The sequence below is a fragment of the Cryobacterium adonitolivorans genome (assembly GCF_004402695.1).
In the GTDB taxonomy this organism is placed as follows: domain Bacteria; phylum Actinomycetota; class Actinomycetes; order Actinomycetales; family Microbacteriaceae; genus Cryobacterium; species Cryobacterium adonitolivorans.
Genome location: NZ_SOFL01000047.1, coordinates 31,070 through 55,859 on the forward strand (window position 1 = coordinate 31,070; position 24,790 = coordinate 55,859).

A 24,790-nucleotide genomic window follows, 5' to 3' on the forward strand; every position below is an offset into this window, starting at 1 on the left:
GCCCAGGTCACGGCTCGCGAGTAGTCTCGTCGCATGAGCGAGCAGACCACCGCGCTGAGCGTGGAGCGTAACGGCATCAACTCGATCGACCAGAGCGAGCACAGGGGGCATCCGCGGGATCTGTTCTGGCCGTGGTTCGCGGCCAATGTGTCGGTGCTCGGGGTGAGCTACGGGTCGTTCCTGCTCGGCTTCGGCATTTCGTTCTGGCAGGCCACCCTCGTGGGCCTGACGGGCATCGTGGTGTCTTTCCTGTTCTGCGGCTTCATCGCCCTGGCCGGCAAGCGCGGGCACGCGCCCACCATGACGCTGAGCCGGGCCGCCTTCGGCGTCAACGGCAACCGGGTCCCCTCGGCGATCTCCTGGCTGCTCACCGTGGGCTGGGAGACCGTGCTCGCCTCGCTGGCCGTGCTGGCAACGGCCACGGTCTTCCGGGAACTCGGTTGGGAGGGCGGTGATGTGACCAAGGTCGTCGCGCTCATCGTGGTGGCCGCCCTGATCGTGGCCGGCGGCATCATCGGCTTCGACTTCATCATGAAGCTGCAGATGTGGATCACCATCGTCACGGGCGTGCTCACCGTGGTCTACATCGTGCTCACCTTCAACCAGATCGACGGCGCCACCCTCGCCGCAATCCCGCCCGGCGGGGCCCCTCAAGTAGTCGGCGCGCTGGTGTTCATGATGACCGGCTTCGGCCTGGGCTGGGTGAACGCGGCCGCCGACTACTCCCGATACCTGCCCCGGTCGGCGTCCAGCGCCGGCGTGGTCGGCTGGACCACCTTCGGCGCCTCGCTGGCCCCCATCATCCTGCTCCTGTTCGGCCTGCTGCTGGCCGGCTCGTCACCCGAACTCAGCGCGGCCATCGCGATCGACCCGATCGGCGCGCTGACCACCATCCTGCCGGTCTGGTTCCTCATCCCTTTCGCACTCACGGCGGTGCTCGGCCTGGTCGGTGGCGCGGTGCTCGACATCTACTCCTCCGGCCTGGCCTTGCTCAGCACCGGCCTGCGGGTGCCCCGGTTCGTGGCCGCCGGCATCGACGGGGTGCTCATGGTGCTCGGCTCGATCTACGTGGTGTTCTTCGCGGCCGACTTCCTCGGCCCGTTCCAGGGCTTCCTGATCACCCTGGGCGTGCCCGTCGCAGCCTGGTGCGGCATCATCATGGCCGATGTGCTGATGCGTCGCACCGGCTACGCGGCCAAGGACCTCTTCGACCCCGCCGGCCGGTACGGCAACGTGCGGGTCCTCGCTATCGTGCTCATCGCGCTGGGCTCGGCCATCGGCTGGGGCATGGTCACCAACGGCTTCGCCGGCTGGCTGGCCTGGCAGGGCTACCTGCTCGAACCGTTCGGCCTGGGCGGCCGCGAGGGCGACTGGGCGTACGCGAACCTCGGTGTGCTGGTGGCCCTGGTGATCGGCTTCGGCGGCACCCTGCTCTTCGGCCGGGGCACCGTGCGCCGCCAGGAGGCGCTGTCGCTGGCCGACGGTGACCACCTGACCGAGGAGCAGGACCTCGCGGCCCGCCCATGAGCACCGGGTCCTGGTTGGTGCTCGTCGACCTGCAACGCATCTTCGGCGAACCGGCGAGCGAGTGGTTCACACCGCGGTTCGACGAGGCGGCGGCCGGCGCCGTGCGCCTCCGTGAGATCTTCCCTGGCCGCACCGCGCTGACCAGGTTCGTCGCGCCGACCGAGCCGACGGGCGCCTGGGTGCCGTACTACCAGCAGTGGCCGTTCGCGCTGGATCCCGCCAATGCCGCTCTCTACGACCTGGTTCCGGCGCTGCCGCCCGGCGACGCCGTGCTCATCGACCGGCCCAGTTTCGGCAAGTGGGACGCCGCGACCCGCGCCGCCCTCGGCGACACCCGCGACATCGTGCTCGCCGGGGTCTCCACGGATTGCTGCGTGCTGTCAACGGCCCTCGCCGCCGCCGACGACGGCGTGCGGGTGCGCGTGGTGGCGGACGCCTGCGCCGGCCTCAGCGACACCGACCACCAACGCGCCCTCGGCGTGATGGCGCTGTACGCACCGCTGATCGAGATCACCACCGTCGAGGCGATCCTGGCCGAGCGCGGGCTCGCCAGGTGACGGTGGCCGGCGCGGCGGTGTCTGGGCCATCCGGCATCCTCGACCGGGCCGTCGGAGCGCTCACCGGCCTGGCCATCGGCGACGCCCTGGGTATGCCCAGCCAGCTGATGAGCCGGTCGGAGGTGCTGACCCGGTTCGGGCCCGGCGGCGTGACCGGGTTCGAACCCGCCGCCGCCGCCCATCCGATCGCCGCCGGGCTGCCGGCCGGCACGGTCACCGACGACACCGACCAGGCGCTGCTGTTGGGCCGGCTACTCGTTGCCGGCCGCGGCCGGCTGGCTCCGGCCGGGCTCGCCTCGGCCCTGCAGGAGTGGGAGGACCGGATGCGTGCGGCCGGGTCGCTGGACCTGCTCGGCCCGTCCACCCGCGGCGCCCTGGCCCGGCTGCGGGCGGGGGAATCCGTGGCAGAGGCCGGCCGGTTCGGGGCGACCAACGGAGCCGCCATGAGGGTGGCCGGCGTGGGTATCCTGATGCCGACCGGCGACCTGCCGGCCCTCGTCGACAGGGTGGCGGAGACCGCCAGGCTCACCCACAACACCGGGGTCGCCATCGCCGGAGCCGCCGCTGTCGCGGCCGCCGTGAGTGCGGCGCTCGAGGGCGCGACCGTGGCCGAGTCGACAGCGGTGGCTATCGAAGCCGCCCGGCTCGGTGCGCTGCGGGGGTACTGGGTCGCGGCCGGCCAGGTGGCCGCGCGCATCCGCTGGGCGGTCGACCTGATGGATGCCCGCCGACCGGCCGAGTCACTCGAGTGGGTCTACGAGCTCGTCGGCACCAGCTTGGCCAGCCAGGAGTCGGTGCCAGCGGCCTTCGCCGTGCTCGCGCTCTACCCGGGCGACCCGTGGCAGGCGTGCCTGGCGGCCGCGTCGCTCGGCGGTGACAGTGACACCATCGCCGCGATGGCCGGAGCCGTGGCCGGAGCCGTTCACGGGGTCGACGGGTTTCCGCCGCACGCGGTCGAGACCGTGCGCCGGGTGAACGACCTCGACCTCGAACCGATCGCGGCCGGGCTGCTCGTGCTCCGCCGGTCGGCGAGGGCCGGATGACCCCTCCCGGCGCCAGCCCGATCCACCGGCTGGTCAGCCTGGGCACCGTGGTTGTTGATCTCGTCACGTTCGTGCCGGCGCTGCCCGAGCAGGGCGGCGACGTGTTCGCCTCCGGCGGGGCGCTCGTTCCCGGCGGCGGCTATACGGCCATGGCGGCGGCCCGGCGCGCCGGCCTGCCCACGATTCACGCCGGCACCACCGGCACCGGGCCGTTCGGGGACCTGGCCCGCGCCGCTCTCGCCGCGGCCGGCATCGAGACGGCCGTGGAGCCGGTGCCGGCGGTCGACACCGGCCTGTGCCTGGTGCTCGTGGAGCCCACTGGGGAGCGCACCTTCGTGACGCTGCCGGGTGCGGAAGGGCGGATGGAGCCGGCGATGCTCACCCGGCTGTCGCTTGCCCCCACGGATGCGGTGCTCCTGTCGGGCTACGGCCTCGCGCACCCGGTGACCGGGCAGGCGATCCTCGCCGTGCTCGCCGGGCTGCCGGCCGGGGCCACCCTCGTCGTCGACCCCGGTCCGCTCGGCCACGAGCTCGATCCCGCCGTGCGGGGGTCCCTCTTCGCCCGCGCCGACTGGTGGACCTGCAACGCGAGGGAGGCGATTCTGCTCACGGGAGAGGCCGACCCGACCGCCGCATCCGGCGTGCTCGCCGAACGGCTGGCCTCCGACCGGTCCGCGGCGACTGGGCAGGGCAACATGCCTCGCGCGCCGGGACACGCGGTGGTGCGCCTCGGCGCGGCGGGTTGCCTTCTCGCCGTCTCGGGTCGCCCGCCGGTCCTCGTCAGCGCGGTGCCGGCATCCGTCATCTCGACGAACGGGGCCGGCGACGCCCACACAGGTGCCCTCATCGCCGCGCTGGCCGCCGGGCGGTCGCCGATCCCGGCGCTTCGCCAAGCGAACGAATCCGCCCGGGAGTTCCTCCGCTCCCGCGAGCCGTTGCCGCGGACTAGAGGGTCGCGTCGTAGGCGTGTTTGAGCCAGGCACCCACCTCGGAGTCGACCTGGCTGGCGGAGGTGAGCGGGATCCGGGCGGGGAAGTCTGCGCCGAGCTCGGTTGCGGGTCGCAGCCGGGTGCTGGGCGCCACCTCCGGCATGTCGATGCGAAGGCCCAGGTCCACGCGGTGCCGGGTGGTCGGCTGCACCACCGCGAAAGTGCGCTGCGGCCCGGTCAGCGCAACGTGCGTGGTGCGCGTCTGGATACTCACATCGTCGAGGTCACCGGCGTACAGCAGAACGGCGTCGAGGATCGGCCGCAGCGACGGGCGGTCGTCGTACTGGGCGTCGATCAGCTCGTCGGCGGCCCGCACCGTGGAGTCCGGGTAGCCGAACGTCTCGTGCACGAGCAGCGCGCGCGAGTAGCCGCTGACCCCCTCGGTCACCAGCCACTCGCGCAGGGCGCGTTCGTGGGGCGGGTCCAACTCCTGGATGCGGGCCAGCCAGTGCTCGAGGCCGCTGCCGGTGGACTGTTGCAATATGCCGATCTCCCAGAGCCGGATAGCGGCCCAGGGCAGCGGCTGCTCGTCGGTCATGCAGGCAGGGTACGCCCGCTCGTGCACTCCCGCGAGCCGTGAGATAAGCCCCGAAAAATCGCATTTCGTGGGGCTTTTCTCACGGTTCGCGGGTCAGTCGATGCGTCCCGCTGCGTGCAGGAGGCGGAGGACCTCGACGCCTGCCGGCGGGCAGTGTGCGGCGTCGGCCGAAGTGGCCCAGTGCACGGCGCTCACCTCGGCGCTCGCCGACGGGTCATCGGGGGTTTCGGCACCGAACACGGCCATCCGCACGAGCCGGCCGTCGGGTTCGCCGTGGGCCTGGATCAGCACCGTGAACAGCGGTTCGAGCGCGGCGGGGTCCAGGCGCACCGTCACCTCTTCCCAGGCTTCCCTGGCGGCGGCATCCGCCTCGCTCTCGCCGGGGTCGATCTTGCCGCCGGGCATGAACCACACGTCGCGCCCGCGGGCAGTGACCATGAGCACCCGGCGGTCGCGGATCAGTGCGACGGCCGCAACCAGAATGTCGGGGTGCGCCGGGGGTGCCGGCACCGCAGTGTCATTCACAGCGGTCGCCGGTGCATCGCTCACGCGCGGGCGAAGGCCGAGGCTGCCCGCACCTGCTCGTTCGTCGGTCGCACGCCGGTGTAACGCTCGAACTGTTCGGCGGCCTGCAGGGCGATCACCTCGGCGCCGGTGATCACGGTCTTGCCCATCGTGCGGGCCGCGAGGATCAGCGGCGTCTCAGCGGGCAGAGCGACGACGTCGAAGACGGTGTCGGAGGCCGATATGGCCGCGGCCGTGAAGGCGGATTCGGTGGCCTGCGCCCCGCCGGCCATGCCGATCGGCGTTACGTTCACCAGCAGCGGCGCGGTGGCGTCGCCCGGTTCGGCCCGCCAGTTGTAGCCGAGCTCGTCGGCCAGGGCCCGGCCGCGGGTCTCGTTGCGGGCCACGATGGTGCCCGCGGCGAAGCCGGAGTCGCGGAGGGCCGCGGCGACCGCCTTGGCCATGCCGCCGGAGCCGCGCAGCAGGAACGGGGTGGCCGGGTCGAGGTTATTGCTCTTCAGCAGGTCGGCCGCGGCGATGTAGTCGGTGTTGTATGCACGCAGGTAGCCGTCGTCGTTGACGATGGTATTCACCGACTGGATGGCCGTGGCCGAGGCGTCGAGTTCGTCGACGAGCGCGATGACGTCTTCCTTGAACGGCATCGACACCGAGCAGCCGCGGATGCCGAGCGCACGCACCCCGGCGATGGCGCCGGCCAGGTCGGTCGAGGTGAACGCCTTGTAGACGAAGTCCAGCCCGAACTGCTCGTAGAGGTAGTTGTGGAACCGGGTGCCGAAGTTGCTCGGCCGCGCGGCCAGCGAGATGCAGAGCCGGGTGTCCTTGTTCAGCGGGGGCTTGGTCAGTGTGGGCTTCGTTGAGTTCGTCATCGCCTCCAATGCTACGGCCCGCCCGGATTTCCATCCGGGCGGGCCGCAGTTCTCAGTGGGGGTACCGCTCAGCAGCACCGGCCCTGAGGGTTGGTGTCCTGCCGGTCGGCCTGGTCGCGCCAGAACTCCTGTTCGGTCATGGCCGGCGCCGCAGCATCCGTGCCATGCACCGACTCGTGGTGCGCCCGGTACTTGTCGTAGGCGTCCTCACCCATGACGCCCTTGACATACCAGGCGAGTCCGGCCGCGGCCGAGCGCACCGCGGTGGCCACGCCCATCAGTGCTCGCGCGTCTTGCGCTTGCCGGTGCTCGGGCGGGCGTCCCACAGCGCCTGGGTGGCCTTTTCGGCCGGCGTGGCCTTGAGGCCGGCCGGTGCGAAGATCCGCGACGGCACGGCGAGGTCCTCGTTGGTCGCGTTCGAGTGGGTCCGCCACGCGTTCCAGGTGGCCTGCAGCGCGGTGAAGATCACGATGACCGCGAGCGTGACGAAGATGATCGACAGGATGCCCTGCACCATCGTGTTGCGCACGACGGCCTCCATCGCCTCGACCGAGGTGGCCGTGCCGAAGCTCGTCTCCCCGTCGGCGAGGGCATTGGAGAAGGCGGCGTTCTGGGCGAAGTAACCCACCGACGGCACGGTCGAGAAGATCTTCAGGATCGAGGCCGTGATGGTCACGACGGCCGCGAAGCTGAGCGGCAGTGCCACGATCCAGAGGTACTTGAACAGGCCTCGCTTGGCCACGATAGCCATGCACACCGCCAGAGCGATCGCGGCGAGCAGCTGGTTGGCGATGCCGAACAGCGGGAACAGCGTGTTGATGCCGCCGAGCGGGTCGGTGACACCCATCACGAGCACCGCACCCCAGGCCGCCACCATGATGCCGGTGGTCAACCAGGCGCCGGTGCGCCAGGAGGTGTCCTTGAACTTCGGGAAGAAGTTGCCCAGGCTGTCCTGCAGCATGAACCGGGCGACGCGGGTGCCGGCATCCACTGCCGTGAGGATGAACAGAGCCTCGAACATGATCGCGAAGTGGTACCAGAACGCCATCATGCCGCTGCCGCCGGCGACCTGCTGCATGATGTTTGCCAGGCCCACCGACAGCGTCGGGGCGCCGCCGGTGCGCGACACGATGGATTCCTCGCCAACGTTGAGAGCGGTCTGGGTGAGCATGTCGGGGGTGAGGTTCACGCCGGTCAGGCCCAGGCCGTTGACGAAGGCCACCGCGCCCTGCACGGTGCCGCCGGTGAGGGCAGGCGATGCGTTCATGGCGTAGTAGATGCCCTGATCGATCGACAGGGCGGCGACGAGCGCCATGATCGCCACAAAGGACTCCATCAGCATGCCGCCGTAGCCGATGAACCGGGTCTGGCGTTCCTTCTCGATCAGTTTGGGCGTGGTGCCGGAAGCGATCAGAGCGTGGAAGCCGGACAAGGCGCCGCAGGCGATGGTGACGAAGAGGAACGGGAAGAGTGTGCCGCTGACCACGGGACCGGCGCCGCTGGTGGCGAAATCCGTGACGGCGGGAACGGTGATTTCCGGGCGAACGATGATGATCGCCACGGCGAGCATGCCGATGGTGCCGATCTTCATGAAGGTGGAGAGGTAGTCGCGCGGGGCCAGCAGCAGCCAGACCGGCAGGATCGCGGCGATGAAGCCGTAGACGATGATTCCGATGGCCAGCGGCAGCTTGTCGATGTGGAACATTGCCGCACCCCACTCGGTTCCGGCGATGGCGCCACCGCCGACGATCGCGGCGATGAGCAGCACGAAACCGATGATCGAGATCTCGGTGACCTTGCCCGGGCGGAAGAACCGCAGGTAGCAGCCCATGAACAGGGCGATCGGGATGGTCATGCCGACCGAGAAGACGCCCCAGGCGCTCTCGGCGAGGGCGTTGACCACGACGAGGGCGAGGATGGCGACGATGATCACCATGATCGTGAGCGTGGCGAGGAGGGCGGCGGTGCCGCCGACGCGGCCGAGTTCGTCGCGGGCCATCTGGCCGAGCGACCGGCCGCCGCGGCGCATCGAGAAGAACAGCACCAGGTAGTCCTGCACAGCGCCGGCGAAGACCACGCCGACGATGATCCAGATAGTGCCGGGCAGGTAGCCCATTTGCGCGGCGAGCACCGGGCCGACGAGCGGGCCGGCGCCGGCGATGGCGGCGAAGTGGTGACCGAAGAGCACCCGGCGGTCGGTTGCGGCGTAGTCCTTGCCGTCTGCCTTGTACTCGGCGGGCGTCGCACGCCGATCATCCGGGCGCAGCAGGTGTTTCTGGATGTAGTTGGAGTAGAACCGGTACCCGATCAGGTAGGTGCAGATCGCGGCGAAGACGAACCAGATGGCGTTCACGGTCTCGCCGCGCACGACGGCGAGCATCACCCAGCTCAGTCCGCCGAGCAGCGCGATGGCCACCCAGATAGCGATCTTCACCGGGGTCCAGTGGGCCTCTTCGGCCTCGTGGATGGCTGGGTCCAGGGCTACCGGCGGCAGCGCGGGATCCTGGGTGAGGTCGGGATCGTCGATGGCGTCGTGCGGAATCTTGGACGTGGCGCCCATATTCTCCCCTTTGAGATGCAGAGTAACTCACAGCTGATTGCCGGGTAACTACACAACGGTAACAGCCGAGAACTCCTCGAACGGGGGCCTAAGGTCCCGCGCGTGTCGCCCGTGCGACCTTCCCGCCGGCCCCGCTCAGGGGTGCGCGGTGCTGGTGAAGACGTCGTTGAGGGTCACGGTGCTCAGGCCTCGGTCGTGCAGCAGGCCGCTCAATTGGGGGAACACATTCGTGACCGGTTCGAAGTTGAGGTGCCCGATCACGATGTGCTGCGGCAGGAACCAGGTGGTCGCGAAGTCCACGACCTGTTGTTCGGTGAGGAGCCCGGAGTCCGCCAGCGAGCCGTACCAGGTGGTCGGCACGGTGTAGCCCAGGTCGGCCGCGAGGGCATCCACCCTGTCGTCGTGCACACCGTACGGCGGGCGAAAGTACGGCCGGGCATCCACCCGGTAGGTGTCGCCGATGAAGTCGTGGTTTCGGCTGAGTTCGGCGGTGACGTCGGCGTCGGAGAGGGTGCTGAGGTCGGGGTGCGACCAGGTGTGGTTGCCGAGCTGGATCTGGCCGGTCTGCACGAGAGGCCGCAGCTGGTCGGCGTTGTCGGTCCAGGCGTCGTAACAGCCGGTGACGAAGAAGGTGAGCCTGGTGCCCGTCTCGGCGGCGAAGCGGATGTACCGGGCCAGCACCTCGCTGCTCGAACCGTCGTCGACGGTCCAGGCCAGGAGGGCGCCCTCGCCGGGCAGGTCAGACAGGGTGCCTGGTGGCACGGGAACCCGAACGAGACTGGGCGCGGGTCGGACGAGCGGAGCTGGCGGCGGTACAGCGCCGGGCAGCGGCCGGGGAAGAGGGCTGGAAGCAGGCGTCATCGTCGCGGTCGGGGCGCTCGGGCGCGGGGCGGGAGTGACGGCCGCACAGCCGGCGAGGGCGAGAGAGAGGCCCAGCGACGCGAGCACGGCGCGCCGGGTGAGGTCTGGGTCCTGCCGCACGGCGGTCCTCCCCCCGGAGCCGGTCGATGGAGCTGATGGAACAGCGCAGCGAGCGGAGCGCGAGTGGAACGAGTCGAAGTTATCGTCCCCGCGGTCGGCTGACAACGCCCGTAATCGGGGGCCGCGCCCGCATCGCTAAAATGGACGAATCCGTACCCGGGCTCGCGCCCGGTGTTTTGACCATCCTTTTGGACCATTGGAGCCACCGTGGCCGCACTTTCCCGTCTTGATTCCGTCATCGCCCTCGCCCGCCACCGCGGCTTCGTCTTCCAGGCCGGTGAGATCTACGGCGGTAGCCGGTCGGCCTGGGACTACGGGCCCCTCGGTGTGGAGCTCAAGGAGAACATCAAGAAGCAGTGGTGGCGGTTCATGGTCACCAGCCGCGACGACGTCGTGGGTCTGGACTCCTCGGTCATCCTGCCGCGCAAGGTCTGGGAGGCCTCCGGCCACGTTGAGGTCTTCTCCGACCCGCTCGTGGAGTGCACCAGCTGCCACAAGCGCTTCCGCGAGGACCACCTCGTGGAGGAGTTCGAGGAGAAGAAAGGCCGCCCACCCGAGGGCGGCATCGACGGCATCGCCTGCCCCAACTGCGGCAACCGGCACACCTGGACCGAGCCGCGCGCGTTCTCCGGCCTGCTCAAGACCTTCCTCGGGCCGGTCGACGACGAGGCCGGCATGCACTACCTGCGCCCCGAAACCGCGCAGGGGATCTTCGTGAACTTCGCCAACGTCCTGCAGGCCGCACGCATGAAGCCCCCGTTCGGCATCGGCCAGATCGGCAAGAGCTTCCGCAACGAGATCACCCCCGGAAACTTCATCTTCCGCACCCGCGAGTTCGAGCAGATGGAGATGGAATTCTTCGTCGAACCCGGCACCGACGAGGAGTGGCACCAGTACTGGATCGACCAGCGGATGAGCTGGTACACGGGCCTGGGCATCAACATCGACAACCTGCGCTTGTTCGAGCACCCCGCGGAGAAGCTCTCGCACTACTCCAAGCGCACCGTCGACATCGAGTACCGCTTCGGCTTCTCCGGCAGCGAGTTCGGCGAGCTCGAGGGTGTGGCCAACCGCACCGACTTCGACCTCAAGACGCATTCGGAGGCCTCCGGCAAGGACCTCTCCTACTTCGACCAGACCAAGAACGAACGTTGGGTCCCCTACGTGATCGAGCCCGCGGCCGGTCTGACCCGTTCGCTGATGGCGTTCCTGGTGGATGCGTACAACGAGGAAGAGGTTCCCAACGCGAAGGGCGGCGTCGACAAGCGCACCGTGCTCAAGCTCGACCCGCGCCTGGCCCCGATCAAGGCCGCCGTGCTGCCGCTGAGCCGTAACGAGGCCCTCTCGCCGATGGCCCGCTCGCTGGCCGCGCGTCTGCGCGAGTCCTGGAACGTGGACTTCGACGACGCCGGCGCCATCGGGCGCCGCTACCGCCGCCAGGACGAGATCGGCACGCCGTACTGCATCACGGTGGACTTCGACTCGCTCGAGGACCAGGCCGTCACCGTGCGTGACCGCGACACCATGGCGCAGGAGCGCGTGCCCCTGGCCGAGCTCGACGCGTACCTGGCCGTGCGCCTGCGCGGAGCGTAACCGCCCGCCGCATCCGCACCCCGGCCGATCCCAAACCCGGCAGGGGAGCATAACTCCTGCAATTTTTTAGAAACCGGCCCAAAACCGGCTGTTTTGCCCCCGTGCGGCAGAAATAGCAGGAGTTATGCATCCTGCCCGCCGGGGGTGCCGGGGTGGCTAGGGCAGGGTCAGGTCTATCAGGGTGACGCCGGCGGCGGGCAGGGGCGCCGACATGGCGGCCAGGGCCGCGGGGGCATCCGCCAGCGGGATCCGGGTGCTGATCAGGTCCTGCGGGCGCAGCCGGCCGCTGGCCACCAGGGCCATCAGCTCGGGGTAGTCGCTGGCGGGCATGCCGTGGCTGCCGAGCACGGCCAGTTCACGGCCGATCACCACGCCCAGAGGCACGACGGGATCCTTGGCGAGCAGGCCGATCTGCACGTGCCGGCCGCGGGTGGCCAGCGAGCGGATGGCGATCCCCACCGTGTTCTCCCGGCCGAGCGCCTCAACCGACACCTGGGCGCCGCCGTCCGAGAGCAGGCGCAGCCGGTCCACCACCGCGGCGTCGGTCATGACGCTGGAGTTGACCGTATAGGCGGCACCGGCCCGCGCGGCCGCGGCCAGGGCGTCCACGCTGATGTCCACGGCGATCACCCGGGCGCCGAGCGCCTGGCCGATCATCACCGCGGAGAGGCCCACCCCGCCGCAGCCGATCACCACGAGGGTTTCGCCGGCCATGAGCTTCGCCTGGTGCACGAGCCCGCGGTATGACGTGGCGAACCGGCACCCGAGCAGGGCGGCGGCACCGGCGTCGAGGTCGTCCGGCACCGCGATGAGGTTGACGTCGGCGTGGTGCAGCGCCACCCGCTCGGCGTAGGAGCCCCAGTGGGTGAAGCCGGGTTGGGTCTGGTTACGACAGACCTGGGCGTTGCCGCTGGCGCACTCCGGGCAGTCGCCGCAGGCGCAGACGAACGGTACCGTGACCCGCTGGCCCACCGTGAACCGGGTGACCACGGGGCCGACGGCGTCGATCACGCCGACGAGCTCGTGGCCCGGTACGTGCGGCAGGGTGATGTCGGCGTCATGGCCCAGCCAGCCGTGCCAGTCGCTGCGGCAGAGCCCGGTGGCCTCCACCCGCACCACGACGCCGGCGGCGCTGGGCTCGGGATCGGCGACCTCGCGGAGCACCGGCAGCGCACCGAAGTGATCGAACCAGACGGCCTTCATGTCGGGACGTCAGGACGCGGCGTCGGAGATGCCGGCCGCCCCGGGCAGCTCGACGGCTGCCACTGCGGAGTCCGGCAGGGTCACCTCGATGCCGAACAGGGCGTCGAGTCCGCCGAGGAACGCTTCCTGATCGCCGGCACGGGCCAGCTCCCGGGAGCGCACCATGGGCGTGTGCAGCAGCACCCCGGCGAGGTGCCGCAGGGCGGACTCGGTTTGCTCGCTGGTGTCGCCGCGCCGCCTGGCCCGTTCGATTTCGCCGTCGAGGATGTCGAAGACATGCGAGCGCAGGGCCACGACGGCGGGCGCCAGGCTCTGCTCCTCGGCCACGGCCGAGAACTTCCTGGCGGCGCGGCCGACCAGCTTGCGGGCCTCGCTCGTGGCGTTCAGTTGTTCGAGGGGTGCGTGGATGCGGATGGTCTCGAGGTCGAGCAGCTCCACTCCGGGCACGTCGCTGACGTCGGGGTCGACGTTGCGCGGCAGGCCGAGGTCGATGACCAGCTGTCTGGCGGCCTCGGCTTCAAGCTCGGGCTCGGAGCCGATGGGGCAGGAGCGCACGGGGCCGGCCTCGGCCCCGGGAACCGATGTTCCGACACCGGCATGCGCTGTGGCGACAAGCCCGCGGCCGGCGGTGAGGATGCCCGCATCGATGACGTGGTGTTCGACGGTGGTGCAGGTGAGGATCAAATCGGCCAGGGCGGTCTCGATGGCCAGGGCGTCGGCATCCGTCGACACCGCCGCAATGTCGTGGGCGACGGCGAATTTCGCGGCGCGGCCCGACGGCGAATAGACCCGCACATCGGTGACGCCGAGATCGCGCAGGGCCGCCAGCGAGGCGCCGGCGTACCGGCCGGTGCCCACCAGCAGCACCCGGGTGTGCGCCCAGTCGGTGACCCGGCTCTCAGCCAGTTCGAGCGCCAGGCGTACGAGGGAGCGGCCGGCGGCGCCGATGCCGGTGTGATTCTTCACACCGCGGGAGGTCTGCGAGGCGCGCTGGAACAGGCGCTCCAGTTCGGGGCTGGTGGTGCCGGCGGCGCGGGCCTCCTCGAGGGAGCGGCGCACCTGGCCGGCGATCTCGCCCTCACCGACGACCACGGATTCGAGCCCGCTGGTCACGGCGAAGAGGTGCTCGGCCACGCCGTTGCCGTGCACGAGATCGAGGGTGTCGCGCAGCAGGGCGGCGCTCACGCCGGTGCTCGCGCTCACGGCGTCGATCGCGGCGTAGACCGCGGGAAGCGGCGAGACCCCGAACGGTTCGTCCAGGTCGAGGTAGGCCTCGAAGCGGTTACAGGTGGCGACGACTACGGCCCCGCTGAGGGCATCGTGCCCCGTGAGCATCCCGCCCGCCGCTGAATCCGCGCCCACAGACAGCTTTTCGAGCACGTCGAAGCTGGAGTTCTTGTGGTTCGCGGACAAACAAATCAACACCGCTTGATTCTACGGTGTGCGCAACAACACCTCGAATCGTTCCCCCGGCCGATGTAGAGGAGAATCGAACGTGATGAACCTCGAGACGACGCACCCACTTTCTTCCGGCCTCACCGCGGACTCCCGGCTCGTCCGGGCGTACCAGGGCACCCGGCCAGACGTGACTCCGGTCTGGTTTATGCGCCAGGCCGGCCGTTCCCTGCCCGAATACCGTGAGCTGCGGGTGGGCACCCAGATGCTCGACGCCTGCCTGGACCCCGCGATGGCCAGCGAAATCACCCTGCAGCCGATCCGTCGGCACGGCGTCGACGCCGGCATCCTGTTCAGCGACATCGTCGTTCCTCTCAAGCTCGTGGGCGTCGATGTCGAGATCGTGGCGGGCCGCGGGCCGGTGCTCGCCCGAGCGGTGCGCACCGCGGCGGATGTCGACCGCCTCACCGCGCTGGACCCTGCCGTGCTCGACACCGCGCTGGCCCCCATCAGCGAGGCCGTCGCGCTCACTGTCGCCGCGCTGGGCTCGACACCGCTGATCGGTTTCGCCGGGGCGCCGTTCACCCTCGCCGCCTACATCGTCGAGGGCGGACCGTCCAAGGACCACATCCACGCCCGCACCCTCATGCATTCCGACCCTGAGGCCTGGGCCAAGCTGATGGCCTGGACCGCAGAGGTCACCGGCCGGTTCCTCCGCGCCCAGGTGCTCGCCGGCGCCAGTGCCGCGCAGCTGTTCGATTCCTGGGCCGGTGCCCTCTCTCTCGACGACTACACCCGCTTCGTCGCCCCGGCGTCCACCGCGGCGATTTCGCACGTGCGCGACCTCACCTATTCGGAGCCGGCGTCCGACGCGGCCGCCGATCCGGAGTCGATCCGCCGCAATGTGCCCGTCGTGCACTTCGGCGTCGGAACCGGCGAACTGCTCAAGGCGATGCACGGCATCGGCGCCGACGTCGTCGGGGTGGACTACAGGGTGCCGCTTGATGAGGCCAGCCGGCGCCTCGGCGGCGTCGTGCCCGTTCAGGGCAACATCGACCCGGCCCTGCTCAACGCGCCCTGGCCGGTGCTCGAGGCGCACGTTCTCGACGTGCTCGAGCGCGGCCGCACGGCGCCGTCGCACGTGCTCAACCTGGGCCACGGCGTGCCGCCGGAGACGAACCCCGACGTGCTCACCCGGCTGGTCGAGTTCGTGCACACCACGACGTCGAACGCCTCCACCGCTCAGTAGAGCCCGTGCCGGTGGTAGCCGCCGGCAGAAAGCAAGGTCATGAAGGACGTCTTGGTCATCGGCGGAGGTGTCGCCGGCCTGGTGGCCGCCCGCGAGTGCGCCCACCTCGGGCTCAGCGTTGCCGTGCTGGAGGCTGCCGACACTGTCGGCGGCGCCGTGGCCGGCCACGAGGTCGCGGGCCTGCAGCTCGACGCCGGCGCGGAGAGCTTCGCCGTGCGCGGCAACACGGTTGCGGCCTTCATCGCCGGCCTCGGCCTCACCAACGAGATCGTCGAACCCAACCCGGCCGGGGCCTGGCTGCACCTGCCGGCGCACCGGCCCGGCGGCGCACCAGTGTCGGTGCCGCTGCCTAAGGCCGGCGTGCTCGGCATTCCCGGGTCTCCGTTGGCCGATGACGTGCGCCGAGCGATCGGCTGGTCCGGCGCCCTCCGCGCCTACGCCGACCGGCTGATGCCGGTGCTCAAGATCGGCCGCGAGCAGAGCCTCGGCGAGCTCGTCGGCAAGCGGATGGGGACGAAAGTGCTCGAACGCCTGGTCAACCCGGTCGCCGGCGGGGTCTACGCCACCGCGGCCGCCGACCTCGAGGTCGACGTCGTGGCCCCCGGCCTCAACCGCGCCCTCACCACAGCCGGCTCGCTCTCCGGCGCCGTCACCGCCCTGCGCACCGCCGCGCCGGCCGGTTCCGCCGTTCGGGGGCTGAACGGCGGCATGCACCGCCTGGTCGACGCCCTCGTCGCCGACCTCGACACCTACGACGTCGAGATCCGCACGCACACCGCCGTGACCGGCCTCACGCCGGTCGACGTCAGGTCGACCGACGACGCAGAGGCCACGACCCGCACCTGGGTCGTCTCGCTCCTTCCGGCGACGGATGCCACGACCGGCGCCGCAGCCGACGATCCGAACACCGCCTCGGCCCGGCACATCATCCTCGCCGTGCCCGCGGCGGCCGCTCTGGTCCTGCTGGCCCCGCTCGGCGCCGAGTTCGCCGCCCTCGCCGCACTCGACTGGCCGGAACCGGCCGCCGTTGAACTCGCCACCCTGGTACTCGACGCCCCGGCGCTGGACGCGCACCCGCGCGGCACCGGCGCGCTCGTGGCCGAGGGCACCCCAGGCGTCACCGCCAAGGCGATCACCCACGTCACCGCCAAGTGGGCCTGGCTGGCTGCCCTCACACCGCCCGGCCGGCACGTGGTGCGGCTCTCCTACGGACGCGCCGGCGCCCCGGTGCCGACCCTCGGACTCAGCGACGACGAGCTGCAGCACCTCGCCGTGCACGATGCCGCCGCCATCCTCGGGGTAAACCTCGCGGACGCCCAGGTGGCCGGTTTCGCCCGCACCCTGTGGGCCGACGGCCTCTCGCCGGCCACGATCGGCGCGCCGGAGCGCATCCGCCGGGTGCGCGAGGTCGTCGACGGCACGCCCGGCCTCGACGTGACCGGCGGCTGGCTCTCCGGCACCGGCCTGGCCTCGGTGATCCCCGATGCCCTCGCGGCGGGTATCCGCGGCAGGCGGGCAGTGCTAGACCTCTGATCAGGACCGTTTTGTGCCACGTACACATGTGCGTCCCCGGGCTGGGGGGTTACGCTGGCAATACATGAACGTATAGGAATGGAGTCACAATGCGGGGAAAGCTTCTTTTCATCACGGGTGGCCTCGTCGGCTACGTGCTGGGTGCACGCGCCGGACGTAAGCGCTACGACCAGATCGCGTCGGCCGCTTCAGACCTGTGGAACCGGCCGCCCGTGCAGAGGCGCGTGAACGAGGTCAAGGACTTCGCCCTCGAGCGCGTTGGCGACGTTCCCGGCGCCCTGTACGAAGCGGGCAAGAAGGTCGCCTCCGCCGTGGCGAGCAAGGCCGAGAAGAAGGGTGCTCCGGCGACCGGCGCGTCCGGCGCTGCCACAGCGGCCACGAAGGCCGCTGCGTCTGCCCCGAAGGCCGCCGACGACACCACGGCCGCGCAGTAGTCCCGCCGACGACAGTCCAAGGAAGGATGCCAGTGAGCAACAGCGGGTATAACCCCAAGAGCAAGCAGTCACTGTTCACGCTCCTCAGCGAGCTTCCGGGTCAGATCGTTGATCTGGTCAAGGCCGAGATCGACGCCTTCAAGGCCGACATCTCCGGCAAGGCCAAGAATGTGGGAATCGGCCTGGGCCTGTTCATCGGTGCCGCGGTGTTCGCCTTCTTTTCGATCGTCGTCTTCATCGCGCTGGCCGTGATCGCCCTCGACCTCGTGCTGCCGCTGTGGCTGGCCGCGCTCATCGTGGCCGTCGCGCTGCTGCTGATCGCGGTGATCCTGGCCCTGGTCGGGCTCAGCCGGGTCAAAAAGGGCACTCGCCATGACCCTGAGGGCGTGACCGCGAGCATCCAGAAGGATGTCGACGCATTCAAGGGAGTTGGCGACTATGAGCACTGACAAGACCCCGGAAACCACGCCGGAACACCACAGCACCGCCGAGCTGCGCTCCGAAGCCGACCGGGCCCGTGCCGCGCTCGCCGGCACGCTGGACGCGATCGAGTACAAGCTCAACGTGCCCAAGCAGATCAAGATCAACACCCGGCGATTCACACTCGGGCTGCACAGGCTCGGCGATGACAATCCCCTCGCCCTGGCCGGCATCGCCCTCGGCGCCGCCGCTGCAGCGGGCACGATCGTGTGGTGGGGCGTGAAAACGGTCCTCGACCGCCGCTGATCGCGCGGGTGGGCGGGTCTACTTTTGGCTCTCCGGGCAAAGCGGTGGAGACTAGTACACATGACTCACCCGGCTGCCGGAGAGGCAGTAGACATGACCGTGCCCACCCCCGCTTCACACACCTCGCCAGAGGCTGAACCCACCGAGGCCTCGCCCTCCGGATTCACCCTCTTCACGGTGCTGCGCAAGGATCCGGCGAACCCCGACGACCTCGACGGCCACGACGTGCCGCGTTTCGTCGACGAGCTGGACGACATCATCGGACTCGTCGAAGCCGAGGGTGTGACCCTCCGCGGCATCTACGACGTCTCCGGCCTCCGCGCCGACGCCGACGTGATGCTCTGGACCCACGCCGACGAGGCCCAGACCCTGCAGTGGGCCAACCGCGAGCTGCGCCGCAGCCGTCTGCTCAAGAGCCTGCTGCCCACCTGGAACGCCATGGGCGTGCACCGCGACGCCGAGTTCAACAAGAACCACGTGCCCGGCTTCCTGCGCGGCGTCGAGCCCAAGGGCTGGCTCACCGTCTACCCCTTCGTGCGCAGCTACGAGTGGTACCTGCTGCCAGAGGCCGAACGCAGCAAGATGCTCGCCGACCACGGCCGCAAGGGCGCCGCATTCCGTGGCGCCATCGCGAACACCGTCTCGTCGTTCGCGCTGGGCGATTACGAGTGGCTGCTGCCGATCGAGTCCGACGAGCTCACCGAACTTGTCGACCTGATGCGCGAGCTCCGCGCCACCGACGCCCGCATGCACGTCCGCGAAGAGGTGCCGTTCTACACCGGCCGTCGCATCTCCACCGCCGAGCTCGTGGAGGTCCTGCAGTAATGACGAGCTACGACGCCATCCTCCTCGCCGGCTTCGGCGGGCCAGAGGGCCAGGACGATGTGATTCCTTTCCTGCGCAACGTCACCCGCGGCCGTGGCATCCCCGAGGAGCGCCTCGAAGAGGTTGCGGTGCACTACCGTCACTTCGGCGGCATCAGCCCGATCAACAACCAGAACCGCGTGCTGCGCGCCGCCCTGCAGGCTGAACTGGACCGCCGCGGCATCGCTCTGCCGGTGATCTGGGGAAACCGCAACTGGGCGCCCTACCTGCCGGACACCATCGCCGAAGCTCACGCTGCCGGGCAGGACCGCCTGCTCGCCATCGCCACCAGCGCCTACAGCTCGTACTCCGGCTGCCGGCAGTACCGCGAGGACTTCGCCCAGGCGCTGGACTCGACCGGACTCACCGGCACCGTGCAGATCGACAAGATCCGCCAGTTCTTCGACCACCCCGGCTTCGTCACCCCGTTCATCGAGGGTGTGCGCCAGGGCCTGGCCGACGCCGTGGCCGCGAACCCGGGCATCGACCTCAGCACCGAGGTCGAGGTGCTCTTCAGTACCCACTCGATCCCGTCCACGGATGCCGCCAAGAGCGGCCCTGCCGAACGCGGCTTCGGGGAGGGTGGCGCTTACGCCGCCCAGCACCTGGCCGTCGCCGACCTGGTCATGCAGGGCCTCGACACCCCGTGGCAGCTGGTCTACCAGTCTCGCAGCGGCCCGCCCAGCATGCCGTGGCTCGAGCCCGACATCAACGACGCCATCGCGCTCCTGCCGGCGCGCGGCGTTCGCGCCGTCATCATCGTGCCGCTCGGCTTCGTCAGCGACCACATGGAGGTCATGTGGGACCTCGACAACGAAGCCACCGAAACGGCCAGGGAACACAGCCTCTTCTCGGTGCGCGTTCCCACGCCCGGCGCGGACCCGGTCTTCGTGAGCGGCCTGATCGATCTTGTCGAGGAGCGCCTGAACGACGTGCCCGCCGCGGATCGCCCTGCCCTGACCGACCTCGGCCCCTGGTACGACATCTGTCGGCCGGGTTGCTGCGAGAACGTGCGCCTCGGCTTCAAGCCGGCCGTGGCCGGTGTTGCGCCGTGAGCGTCATCCGCGTCGGCACCCGGGGGAGCGCCCTGGCCATGGCCCAGACCACGGCCGTCGCCAACCGCATCCAGGCGGCGACGGGCGGCGAGGTGGAGATCATCCCGATCACCACACACGGCGACGTGTCCCGCGAGTCCCTCTCCAGCCTGGGCGGCACCGGCGTCTTCGCCAGCGCCCTGCGCGAAGCCCTGCTGAACGACGAGTGCGACGTTGTCGTGCACTCGTTCAAGGACCTGCCCACCGAACCGTACGCGGGCCTGGTCATCGGCGCGACGCCCAAACGCGCCGACGCCAGGGACGTGCTCTGCGCGCGGGACGGTTTCACCCTGGCCACGCTGCCTGAGGGCGCCAAGGTCGGCACCGGGTCGCCCCGCCGGGCCGCCCAGCTCCGGGAAAAGCGTCCAGACGTCGAGGTCGTCGACATCCGCGGCAACGTCGGGACCCGGCTCGCGCTGGTCTCCGACGAGAAGCTGCACGCCGTGGTGCTCGCCGCAGCTGGCCTGGGCCGGCTCGGCCTGCTGGAGAACATGGCCACCGACTACCTCGAACTCTCCGACTGGCCCACGGCGCCCGGGCAGGGTGCCCTGGCAATCGAGGTGCGAGAGGGCAAGCCTGACCGCCTGCTCAGCAAGGCCCTCGCCGTGCTCAACCACGCCACCACCCAAGCCACCGTGACCGCCGAGCGCCACGTGCTCGCCCGGCTCGAGGCCGGCTGCGCGGCCCCGATCGGGGCCACCGCCGTGATCGACGACGGACTGCTCTTCCTCACCGCCACCGTGTACAGCCCGGACGGCACCCGCCGGATCACCGCGTCGCACGCGGCGACCCCCGAGTCGCACTCCGTCGCCGACTTGCAGGACGCCGCCGTGGACATCGCCGAGCGCGCCGCCAGGGAGCTTCTCGCCGGCGGCGCGGCCGAGTTCGCACCGCTCTCGGTGACCTCGTGAGCGCCGTGCGGTACAACCTCGACAAGCCCCTGGCCGGTTGGCGGGTCCTGGTGCCCCGCGGCGGCCCCTGGGGCGACCAGGTGGCCGCGAACCTGCGCTCCCGCGGCGCCTTGCCGATCGTCGCGCCGATGATCAACTTCGCGCCCACCGAGGATGCCGCCGCGCTCGACGCCGCACTGGCACGGCTCGCGGCCGGCGACTTCGACTGGATGACGGTCACCAGCGCCACCACCGTCGACGTGCTCGCCTCGCACCGGGCCGTCGTGGCGTCGGGCACCCGCATCGCCGCGGTCGGCGAGACCACCGCCGCCGCGCTCGTGGCCGCGGGCTACCACGTGGACATAGTCCCATCGGAGGACAACTCCGCCAAGGGCCTGCTCGCCGACTGGGAGGCCGCCACGCACGGCGTTATCCCGCTGCGGGTGCTCACCCTGCGCTCCGAGATCGCCAAGCCGCTGCTCACCGAGGGGCTGCGCCGCATCGGACACGACGTCGAGTCCGTCGTCGCGTACCGCACCGTCGGTGTGCCGGTCTCTGACCGGGTCGTCGCCGACATCAAGGCCGGTCGCGTGCACGCCGTCCTGGTCACCAGCGGCAGCGTCGCGCAACAGGTGCAGGACCAGCTCGGCCCGATCCCCCGGACCACCCTGGTCGCCTGCATCGGCCCGCGTACGGCGAAGGATGCGGAGGCCATCGGTCTGCGTGTCGACGTCGTCGCCGACGAGCGCAGCGCGGAGTCCCTCATCGAGGCCCTCGTGCGCCTCGCTCCGCGGGACCTGTAGAACAGCTGGGAAGGCGTTGCACTGTGTGCGTGGTTGCACTTAGTGTAAGCATGTGACTCCGTCCCTCATCGCCCCCGATCGGCGTGCCGAACTCAAGGCGCGGCATCGTCGGGCGATTCTGGATGCCGCGGACGCGCTCATCCGCGAACGGGGCACGCCCCACTTCAGTGTCTCCGAACTCGCCGACCGTGCCGACGTTTCCCGGCGCACGGTGTTCAACCACTTCACCTCGCTCGACGACGTGATCATGACGACCTGCACCCGGTTGCTCGGCGTCGCCGTCGATGACTTCCGGGCGGCCACGCAGGCGACGCCAGCGGGAGACGGCAGCCGGGTGGCCCTCTTCGAGGAGATCACCACGGCACTTCGCGCCGTCGACCTGCCCACCGTGGTCTCCTACCTTTGGGGGGTGCTCGCCGGGGACGGCGAAAACGGCCGCTCCCAGCACGCCCTCACCGATGTCTTCACCCGCGCCACCGATCAGCTCTCCATCGAGATCGCCGATCGCAGCACAGCGATCGACGCGTTCGAGGTGGCGATCCTGGTCAGCTCGGTGATGAACGGCGTCGCAGTGGTGGCAGTGCACTGGATAGCCCGCACGGGCGCCACACTCGACGAGGCCTCCCGAACGGTGTGGGATGACCTGATCGACCGCCTCATCGCCTCCATCCGGAACGGCTATTCAGCCGCCGGCTGACCCGCACTCTTCTGTACCCACCACCTCTCTTCCCGATGACGCGATGCGAGTTTCCCTCCGCTCACTAGGCACACACGAAAGAACCTGAGGACTATGGCATCCCTTCTCTACCGACTCGGTCGGTTCTCCGCCCGCCGGGCCTGGCTGGTCATCGTCGCGTGGCTGGTCATCCTCGGCCTCGCCGGTGGCGCCTTCGCCCTCTTCGGCGGCACGCTCACCTCCTCGGTGAGCATCCCGGGCACCGCCACCCAGAAGGTCAGCGACGAGCTCGCCGAGAAGTTCCCCGCCGCCAGCGGCGGACGGGGCACCGTCGTCTTCACCACCACCGACGACTCGGCGTTCACGGCCGAACAGAAAACCGCTATCGGTGAGCTGCTCGCTGACACCGTCGAGCTCGACAACGTGACCTCCAGTACGAATCCCTTCGACACGCAGGCGCAGATCGACGATCAGGCCCAGCAGATCGTCAACGGCCGTCAGCAGATCATCGACGGCACGACCCAGATCGATGCCGGGCAGGCGCAGCTCGACGCGGCCACCGCCCAGCTCGATGCGGGCCAGGCGCAGCTCGACGCCGCCCGCAGCCAGGCGGAGGCGGCCGGGCAACTCGCCGCCGCCCAGCCGACGCTCGATGAGAAGCAGGCCCAGCTCGACGCGGGCGCGGCCGCCGTGGCCGAGCAGCAGGCCATGCTCGATGAGGGCCGCACCGCAGTCGAGACGCAGAGCACCACTCTGGAGCAGGGCTCCGACCTGCTCGACCTGGCCGCGGGCATCCGCCAGGTATCGGCCGATGAGACGACCGCCGTCGCGAGCCTGCAGTTCGACACGTCGCTCAACCAGGTTCCTGCCGAGTCGAAGGAGGCGATCGTCGAGGAGATGGACAACGCCGGGATCGATGGGGTCACCGCCGAGGTGTCCAACGACATCGCCGCCAGCATCCCCGAAATCCTCGGCCCGGGCGAGATCGGCGGCGTGATCATCGCGGCCGTCGTGTTGTTCGTCATGCTCGGCACGCTGATCGGTGCGGGTCTTCCGCTGCTGAACGCGCTCATCGGCGTCGGTGTCGGCGTGCTCGCGTCGCTCGCCCTGTCCGGCAGCGTCGAGATGCTCTCCGTCACCCCGGTCCTGGGCGTCATGCTCGGGCTCGCGGTCGGCATCGACTACTCGCTCTTCATCCTCAACCGGCATCGCACCCAACTGCGCAACGGAGTGGCACTGCAGGAGTCGATCGGGCTGGCGAACGGCACCTCCGGCAACGCCGTGGTGTTCGCCGGCGCCACAGTGCTCATCGCCCTGCTCGCCCTCAACCTCACCGGAATCCCGTTCCTCGGCCTGATGGGCACCGTCGGCGCCGTCTGTGTTTTCGTCGCGATCCTCATCGCGATCACCCTGACGCCGGCGCTGCTGGGCCTGGTCGGCACGAAGATCCTCACCAGGAAGGCGCGTGGGCACATCGGCACCCCCTCCGCCAAGGTCGCGGCGCCGATCAAGCCGATGAACACGGTGCGCGCGGTCGTGACCGTGATCGCGGGCATCGCCGTGCTGCTGATCGTGGCGATCCCCGCGCTCTCCATGCGCCTGGGGCTCCCGGCCGGATCGTCCGAGCCGCTCGACTCGAGCGCATACCGGGCCTACAAGCTCGTCGACGACAAGTTCGGCGCCGGCGTGAACGGCCCTCTGCTCGTGGTCGCCGACCTCGAGGCGGCCATCACCGACGAGGAGCTGATCGCCGAACAGGTGCGCATCGGAACCGCGCTCAAGGCGGAGAACGGTGTCGTCGCGGTCGCACCCATCGGTGCGTCGGACGATGACCTGCTGCTCGCCTTCCAGGTCATCCCAGAGGACGGGCCGAACAGCGAGTCGACCGAACAGCTTGTGCGGGACCTGCGAAACCTCGACATCGACGGTGTCAGCTCGCTCGGCGTCGCCGGCAACGCATCCGGCAACATCGATGTCAGCGAGAAACTCGCCGACGCGCTGCCGTTGTACCTGCTCGTGGTCGTCGGACTCTCGTTGATCATCCTGATCTTCGTGTTCCGCTCGATCCTGGTGCCGGTCACTGCGACCCTCGGATTCGTGCTCTCGTTGTTCGCCTCGTTCGGCGCGATCACGGCGGTCTTCCAGTGGGGCTGGCTCGGAGCGCTGTTCGGCATCCACGACCCGGGGCCGATCCTGAGCTTCCTGCCCATCCTGGTGGTCGGCGTGCTGTTCGGCCTTGCGATGGACTACCAGCTGTTCCTGGTCAGCGGCATGCGCGAAGCGTACGCTCACGGCGCACCGGCGCGGATGGCGGTGCAGCGCGGTTTCCACGCCGGGCGCACCGTGGTCATCGCGGCCGCGCTGATCATGGCCTCGGTCTTCTCCGGTTTCGTCTTCTCGAACTCGGTGATGATCCAGTCGATCGGCTTCGGGCTCGCCATCGGCGTGCTGCTCGACGCCTTCGTGGTGCGGCTGCTCATCATCCCGGCCGTGATGCACCTGCTGGGCGACGCGGCCTGGTGGCTGCCGAAGTGGCTGGAGCGCATCCTGCCCAACGTCGACGTGGAGGGTGCATCGCTCGAGCGCACGCACCCGGTACACCCGACGGCCGATCCCGAGCTCGTCACCACCCCGAGCGCGTAGGCGCACACCGACGGCGCGAACTCCGCTTTGATGACGGCGCGGCCCGATCCCCTCACGGATCGGTCCGCGCCGTTTCCGCACCCACCCGCGCAGCCAGGGCC

24 protein-coding genes are annotated in these 24,790 nt (G+C 70.0%); 16 read left to right on the plus strand and 8 right to left on the minus strand.

Translation table 11 applies throughout. From position 1 onward, the window contains the following. The first annotated feature begins 33 nt into the window (after window positions 1-33). From E3O42_RS14675 to E3O42_RS14690, 4 genes are read left to right on the plus strand one after another with little or no spacing between them, the layout of a single operon-like run. Window positions 34-1,527, plus strand: a complete 1,494-nt coding sequence (locus E3O42_RS14675; protein WP_134454644.1) for a purine-cytosine permease family protein — start codon at window positions 34-36, stop codon at window positions 1,525-1,527. After that, window positions 1,524-2,084 carry a cysteine hydrolase family protein gene (locus tag E3O42_RS14680; protein ID WP_134454645.1) on the plus strand — a complete coding sequence of 187 codons (561 nt, stop codon included), beginning with the start codon at window positions 1,524-1,526 and terminating at the stop codon, window positions 2,082-2,084. Before E3O42_RS14675 ends, E3O42_RS14680 begins: the two co-directional genes overlap by 4 nt. After that, window positions 2,081-3,127: an ADP-ribosylglycohydrolase family protein gene (locus E3O42_RS14685; protein WP_241984854.1), complete on the plus strand. Its 1,047-nt coding sequence runs from the start codon at window positions 2,081-2,083 to the stop codon at window positions 3,125-3,127. The genes E3O42_RS14680 and E3O42_RS14685 overlap by 4 nt, the downstream gene beginning before the upstream one ends. Next, on the plus strand, window positions 3,124-4,101 hold the full coding sequence (locus E3O42_RS14690) for a PfkB family carbohydrate kinase (RefSeq protein WP_134454646.1): 978 nt from the start codon (window positions 3,124-3,126) through the stop codon (window positions 4,099-4,101). Before E3O42_RS14685 ends, E3O42_RS14690 begins: the two co-directional genes overlap by 4 nt. Here the strand turns inward: E3O42_RS14690 and E3O42_RS14695 are convergent. The 6 genes from E3O42_RS14695 to E3O42_RS14720 all read right to left on the minus strand — a co-directional run bounded on the left by E3O42_RS14695 (window position 4,073) and on the right by E3O42_RS14720 (window position 9,586). After that, window positions 4,073-4,654, minus strand: coding sequence for a DUF5655 domain-containing protein (locus tag E3O42_RS14695; protein WP_134454647.1), 582 nt, complete (start codon window positions 4,652-4,654; stop codon window positions 4,073-4,075). The genes E3O42_RS14690 and E3O42_RS14695 overlap by 29 nt on opposite strands. A gap of 93 nt (window positions 4,655-4,747) precedes the next feature. Next, complete coding sequence (locus E3O42_RS14700) at window positions 4,748-5,179, minus strand: NUDIX hydrolase (RefSeq protein ID WP_241984855.1); 432 nt, start codon at window positions 5,177-5,179, stop codon at window positions 4,748-4,750. 20 nt (window positions 5,180-5,199) lie between these two features. After that, window positions 5,200-6,045, minus strand: coding sequence for a shikimate 5-dehydrogenase (locus E3O42_RS14705; protein WP_134454648.1), 846 nt, complete (start codon window positions 6,043-6,045; stop codon window positions 5,200-5,202). A 68-nt stretch (window positions 6,046-6,113) separates the two neighbouring features. Beyond that, a complete protein-coding gene (locus E3O42_RS14710; protein ID WP_134454649.1) occupies window positions 6,114-6,323 on the minus strand; it encodes a YbdD/YjiX family protein in 210 nt (69 codons plus the stop codon). Continuing rightward, window positions 6,323-8,605 (minus strand): carbon starvation CstA family protein, encoded by a 2,283-nt coding sequence (locus tag E3O42_RS14715; RefSeq protein ID WP_134454650.1) that lies wholly within the window; start codon window positions 8,603-8,605, stop codon window positions 6,323-6,325. Before E3O42_RS14715 ends, E3O42_RS14710 begins: the two co-directional genes overlap by 1 nt. Before the next feature lie 135 nt (window positions 8,606-8,740). Continuing rightward, window positions 8,741-9,586, minus strand: a complete 846-nt coding sequence (locus E3O42_RS14720; RefSeq protein WP_134454651.1) for a polysaccharide deacetylase family protein — start codon at window positions 9,584-9,586, stop codon at window positions 8,741-8,743. A gap of 207 nt (window positions 9,587-9,793) precedes the next feature. On the opposite strand from E3O42_RS14720, the gene E3O42_RS14725 reads away from it, so the two are divergent. Next, complete coding sequence (locus E3O42_RS14725; RefSeq protein WP_134454652.1) at window positions 9,794-11,179, plus strand: glycine--tRNA ligase; 1,386 nt, start codon at window positions 9,794-9,796, stop codon at window positions 11,177-11,179. 156 nt (window positions 11,180-11,335) lie between these two features. On the opposite strand, the gene E3O42_RS14730 is transcribed toward E3O42_RS14725, so the two are convergent. Together E3O42_RS14730 and E3O42_RS14735 are read right to left on the minus strand one after the other, a co-directional pair. Beyond that, on the minus strand, window positions 11,336-12,382 hold the full coding sequence (locus tag E3O42_RS14730) for an alcohol dehydrogenase catalytic domain-containing protein (RefSeq protein WP_134454653.1): 1,047 nt from the start codon (window positions 12,380-12,382) through the stop codon (window positions 11,336-11,338). 9 nt (window positions 12,383-12,391) lie between these two features. Next, on the minus strand, window positions 12,392-13,807 hold the full coding sequence (locus E3O42_RS14735) for a glutamyl-tRNA reductase (protein ID WP_134454654.1): 1,416 nt from the start codon (window positions 13,805-13,807) through the stop codon (window positions 12,392-12,394). A gap of 73 nt (window positions 13,808-13,880) precedes the next feature. On the opposite strand from E3O42_RS14735, the gene hemE reads away from it, so the two are divergent. The 11 genes from hemE to E3O42_RS14790 all read left to right on the plus strand — a co-directional run bounded on the left by hemE (window position 13,881) and on the right by E3O42_RS14790 (window position 24,689). Next, complete coding sequence (gene hemE / locus E3O42_RS14740; protein ID WP_134454678.1) at window positions 13,881-15,026, plus strand: uroporphyrinogen decarboxylase; 1,146 nt, start codon at window positions 13,881-13,883, stop codon at window positions 15,024-15,026. Between the two features lie 39 nt (window positions 15,027-15,065). Beyond that, a complete protein-coding gene (hemG, locus tag E3O42_RS14745) occupies window positions 15,066-16,559 on the plus strand; it encodes a protoporphyrinogen oxidase (protein ID WP_134454655.1) in 1,494 nt (497 codons plus the stop codon). A gap of 89 nt (window positions 16,560-16,648) precedes the next feature. Next, a complete protein-coding gene (locus tag E3O42_RS14750) occupies window positions 16,649-16,993 on the plus strand; it encodes a hypothetical protein (protein ID WP_134454656.1) in 345 nt (114 codons plus the stop codon). Window positions 16,994-17,025: 32 nt separating this feature from the next. Then, entirely contained in the window at window positions 17,026-17,442 is a 417-nt protein-coding gene (locus E3O42_RS14755; RefSeq protein ID WP_166788013.1) for a phage holin family protein, read from the plus strand. After that, window positions 17,432-17,719, plus strand: coding sequence for a DUF3618 domain-containing protein (locus E3O42_RS14760; RefSeq protein WP_134454658.1), 288 nt, complete (start codon window positions 17,432-17,434; stop codon window positions 17,717-17,719). Before E3O42_RS14755 ends, E3O42_RS14760 begins: the two co-directional genes overlap by 11 nt. Before the next feature lie 93 nt (window positions 17,720-17,812). After that, complete coding sequence (gene hemQ / locus E3O42_RS14765) at window positions 17,813-18,544, plus strand: hydrogen peroxide-dependent heme synthase (protein ID WP_134454679.1); 732 nt, start codon at window positions 17,813-17,815, stop codon at window positions 18,542-18,544. Beyond that, complete coding sequence (locus E3O42_RS14770) at window positions 18,544-19,638, plus strand: ferrochelatase (protein ID WP_134454659.1); 1,095 nt, start codon at window positions 18,544-18,546, stop codon at window positions 19,636-19,638. Before hemQ ends, E3O42_RS14770 begins: the two co-directional genes overlap by 1 nt. Next, window positions 19,635-20,588: a hydroxymethylbilane synthase gene (gene hemC / locus E3O42_RS14775; protein WP_134454660.1), complete on the plus strand. Its 954-nt coding sequence runs from the start codon at window positions 19,635-19,637 to the stop codon at window positions 20,586-20,588. Before E3O42_RS14770 ends, hemC begins: the two co-directional genes overlap by 4 nt. After that, a complete protein-coding gene (locus E3O42_RS14780) occupies window positions 20,585-21,370 on the plus strand; it encodes a uroporphyrinogen-III synthase (RefSeq protein ID WP_241984856.1) in 786 nt (261 codons plus the stop codon). The genes hemC and E3O42_RS14780 overlap by 4 nt, the downstream gene beginning before the upstream one ends. Window positions 21,371-21,422: 52 nt before the next feature. After that, entirely contained in the window at window positions 21,423-22,067 is a 645-nt protein-coding gene (locus tag E3O42_RS14785) for a TetR/AcrR family transcriptional regulator (protein ID WP_134454661.1), read from the plus strand. 93 nt (window positions 22,068-22,160) lie between these two features. Beyond that, a complete protein-coding gene (locus E3O42_RS14790) occupies window positions 22,161-24,689 on the plus strand; it encodes an MMPL family transporter (protein ID WP_134454662.1) in 2,529 nt (842 codons plus the stop codon). Window positions 24,690-24,790 lie beyond the last annotated feature (101 nt).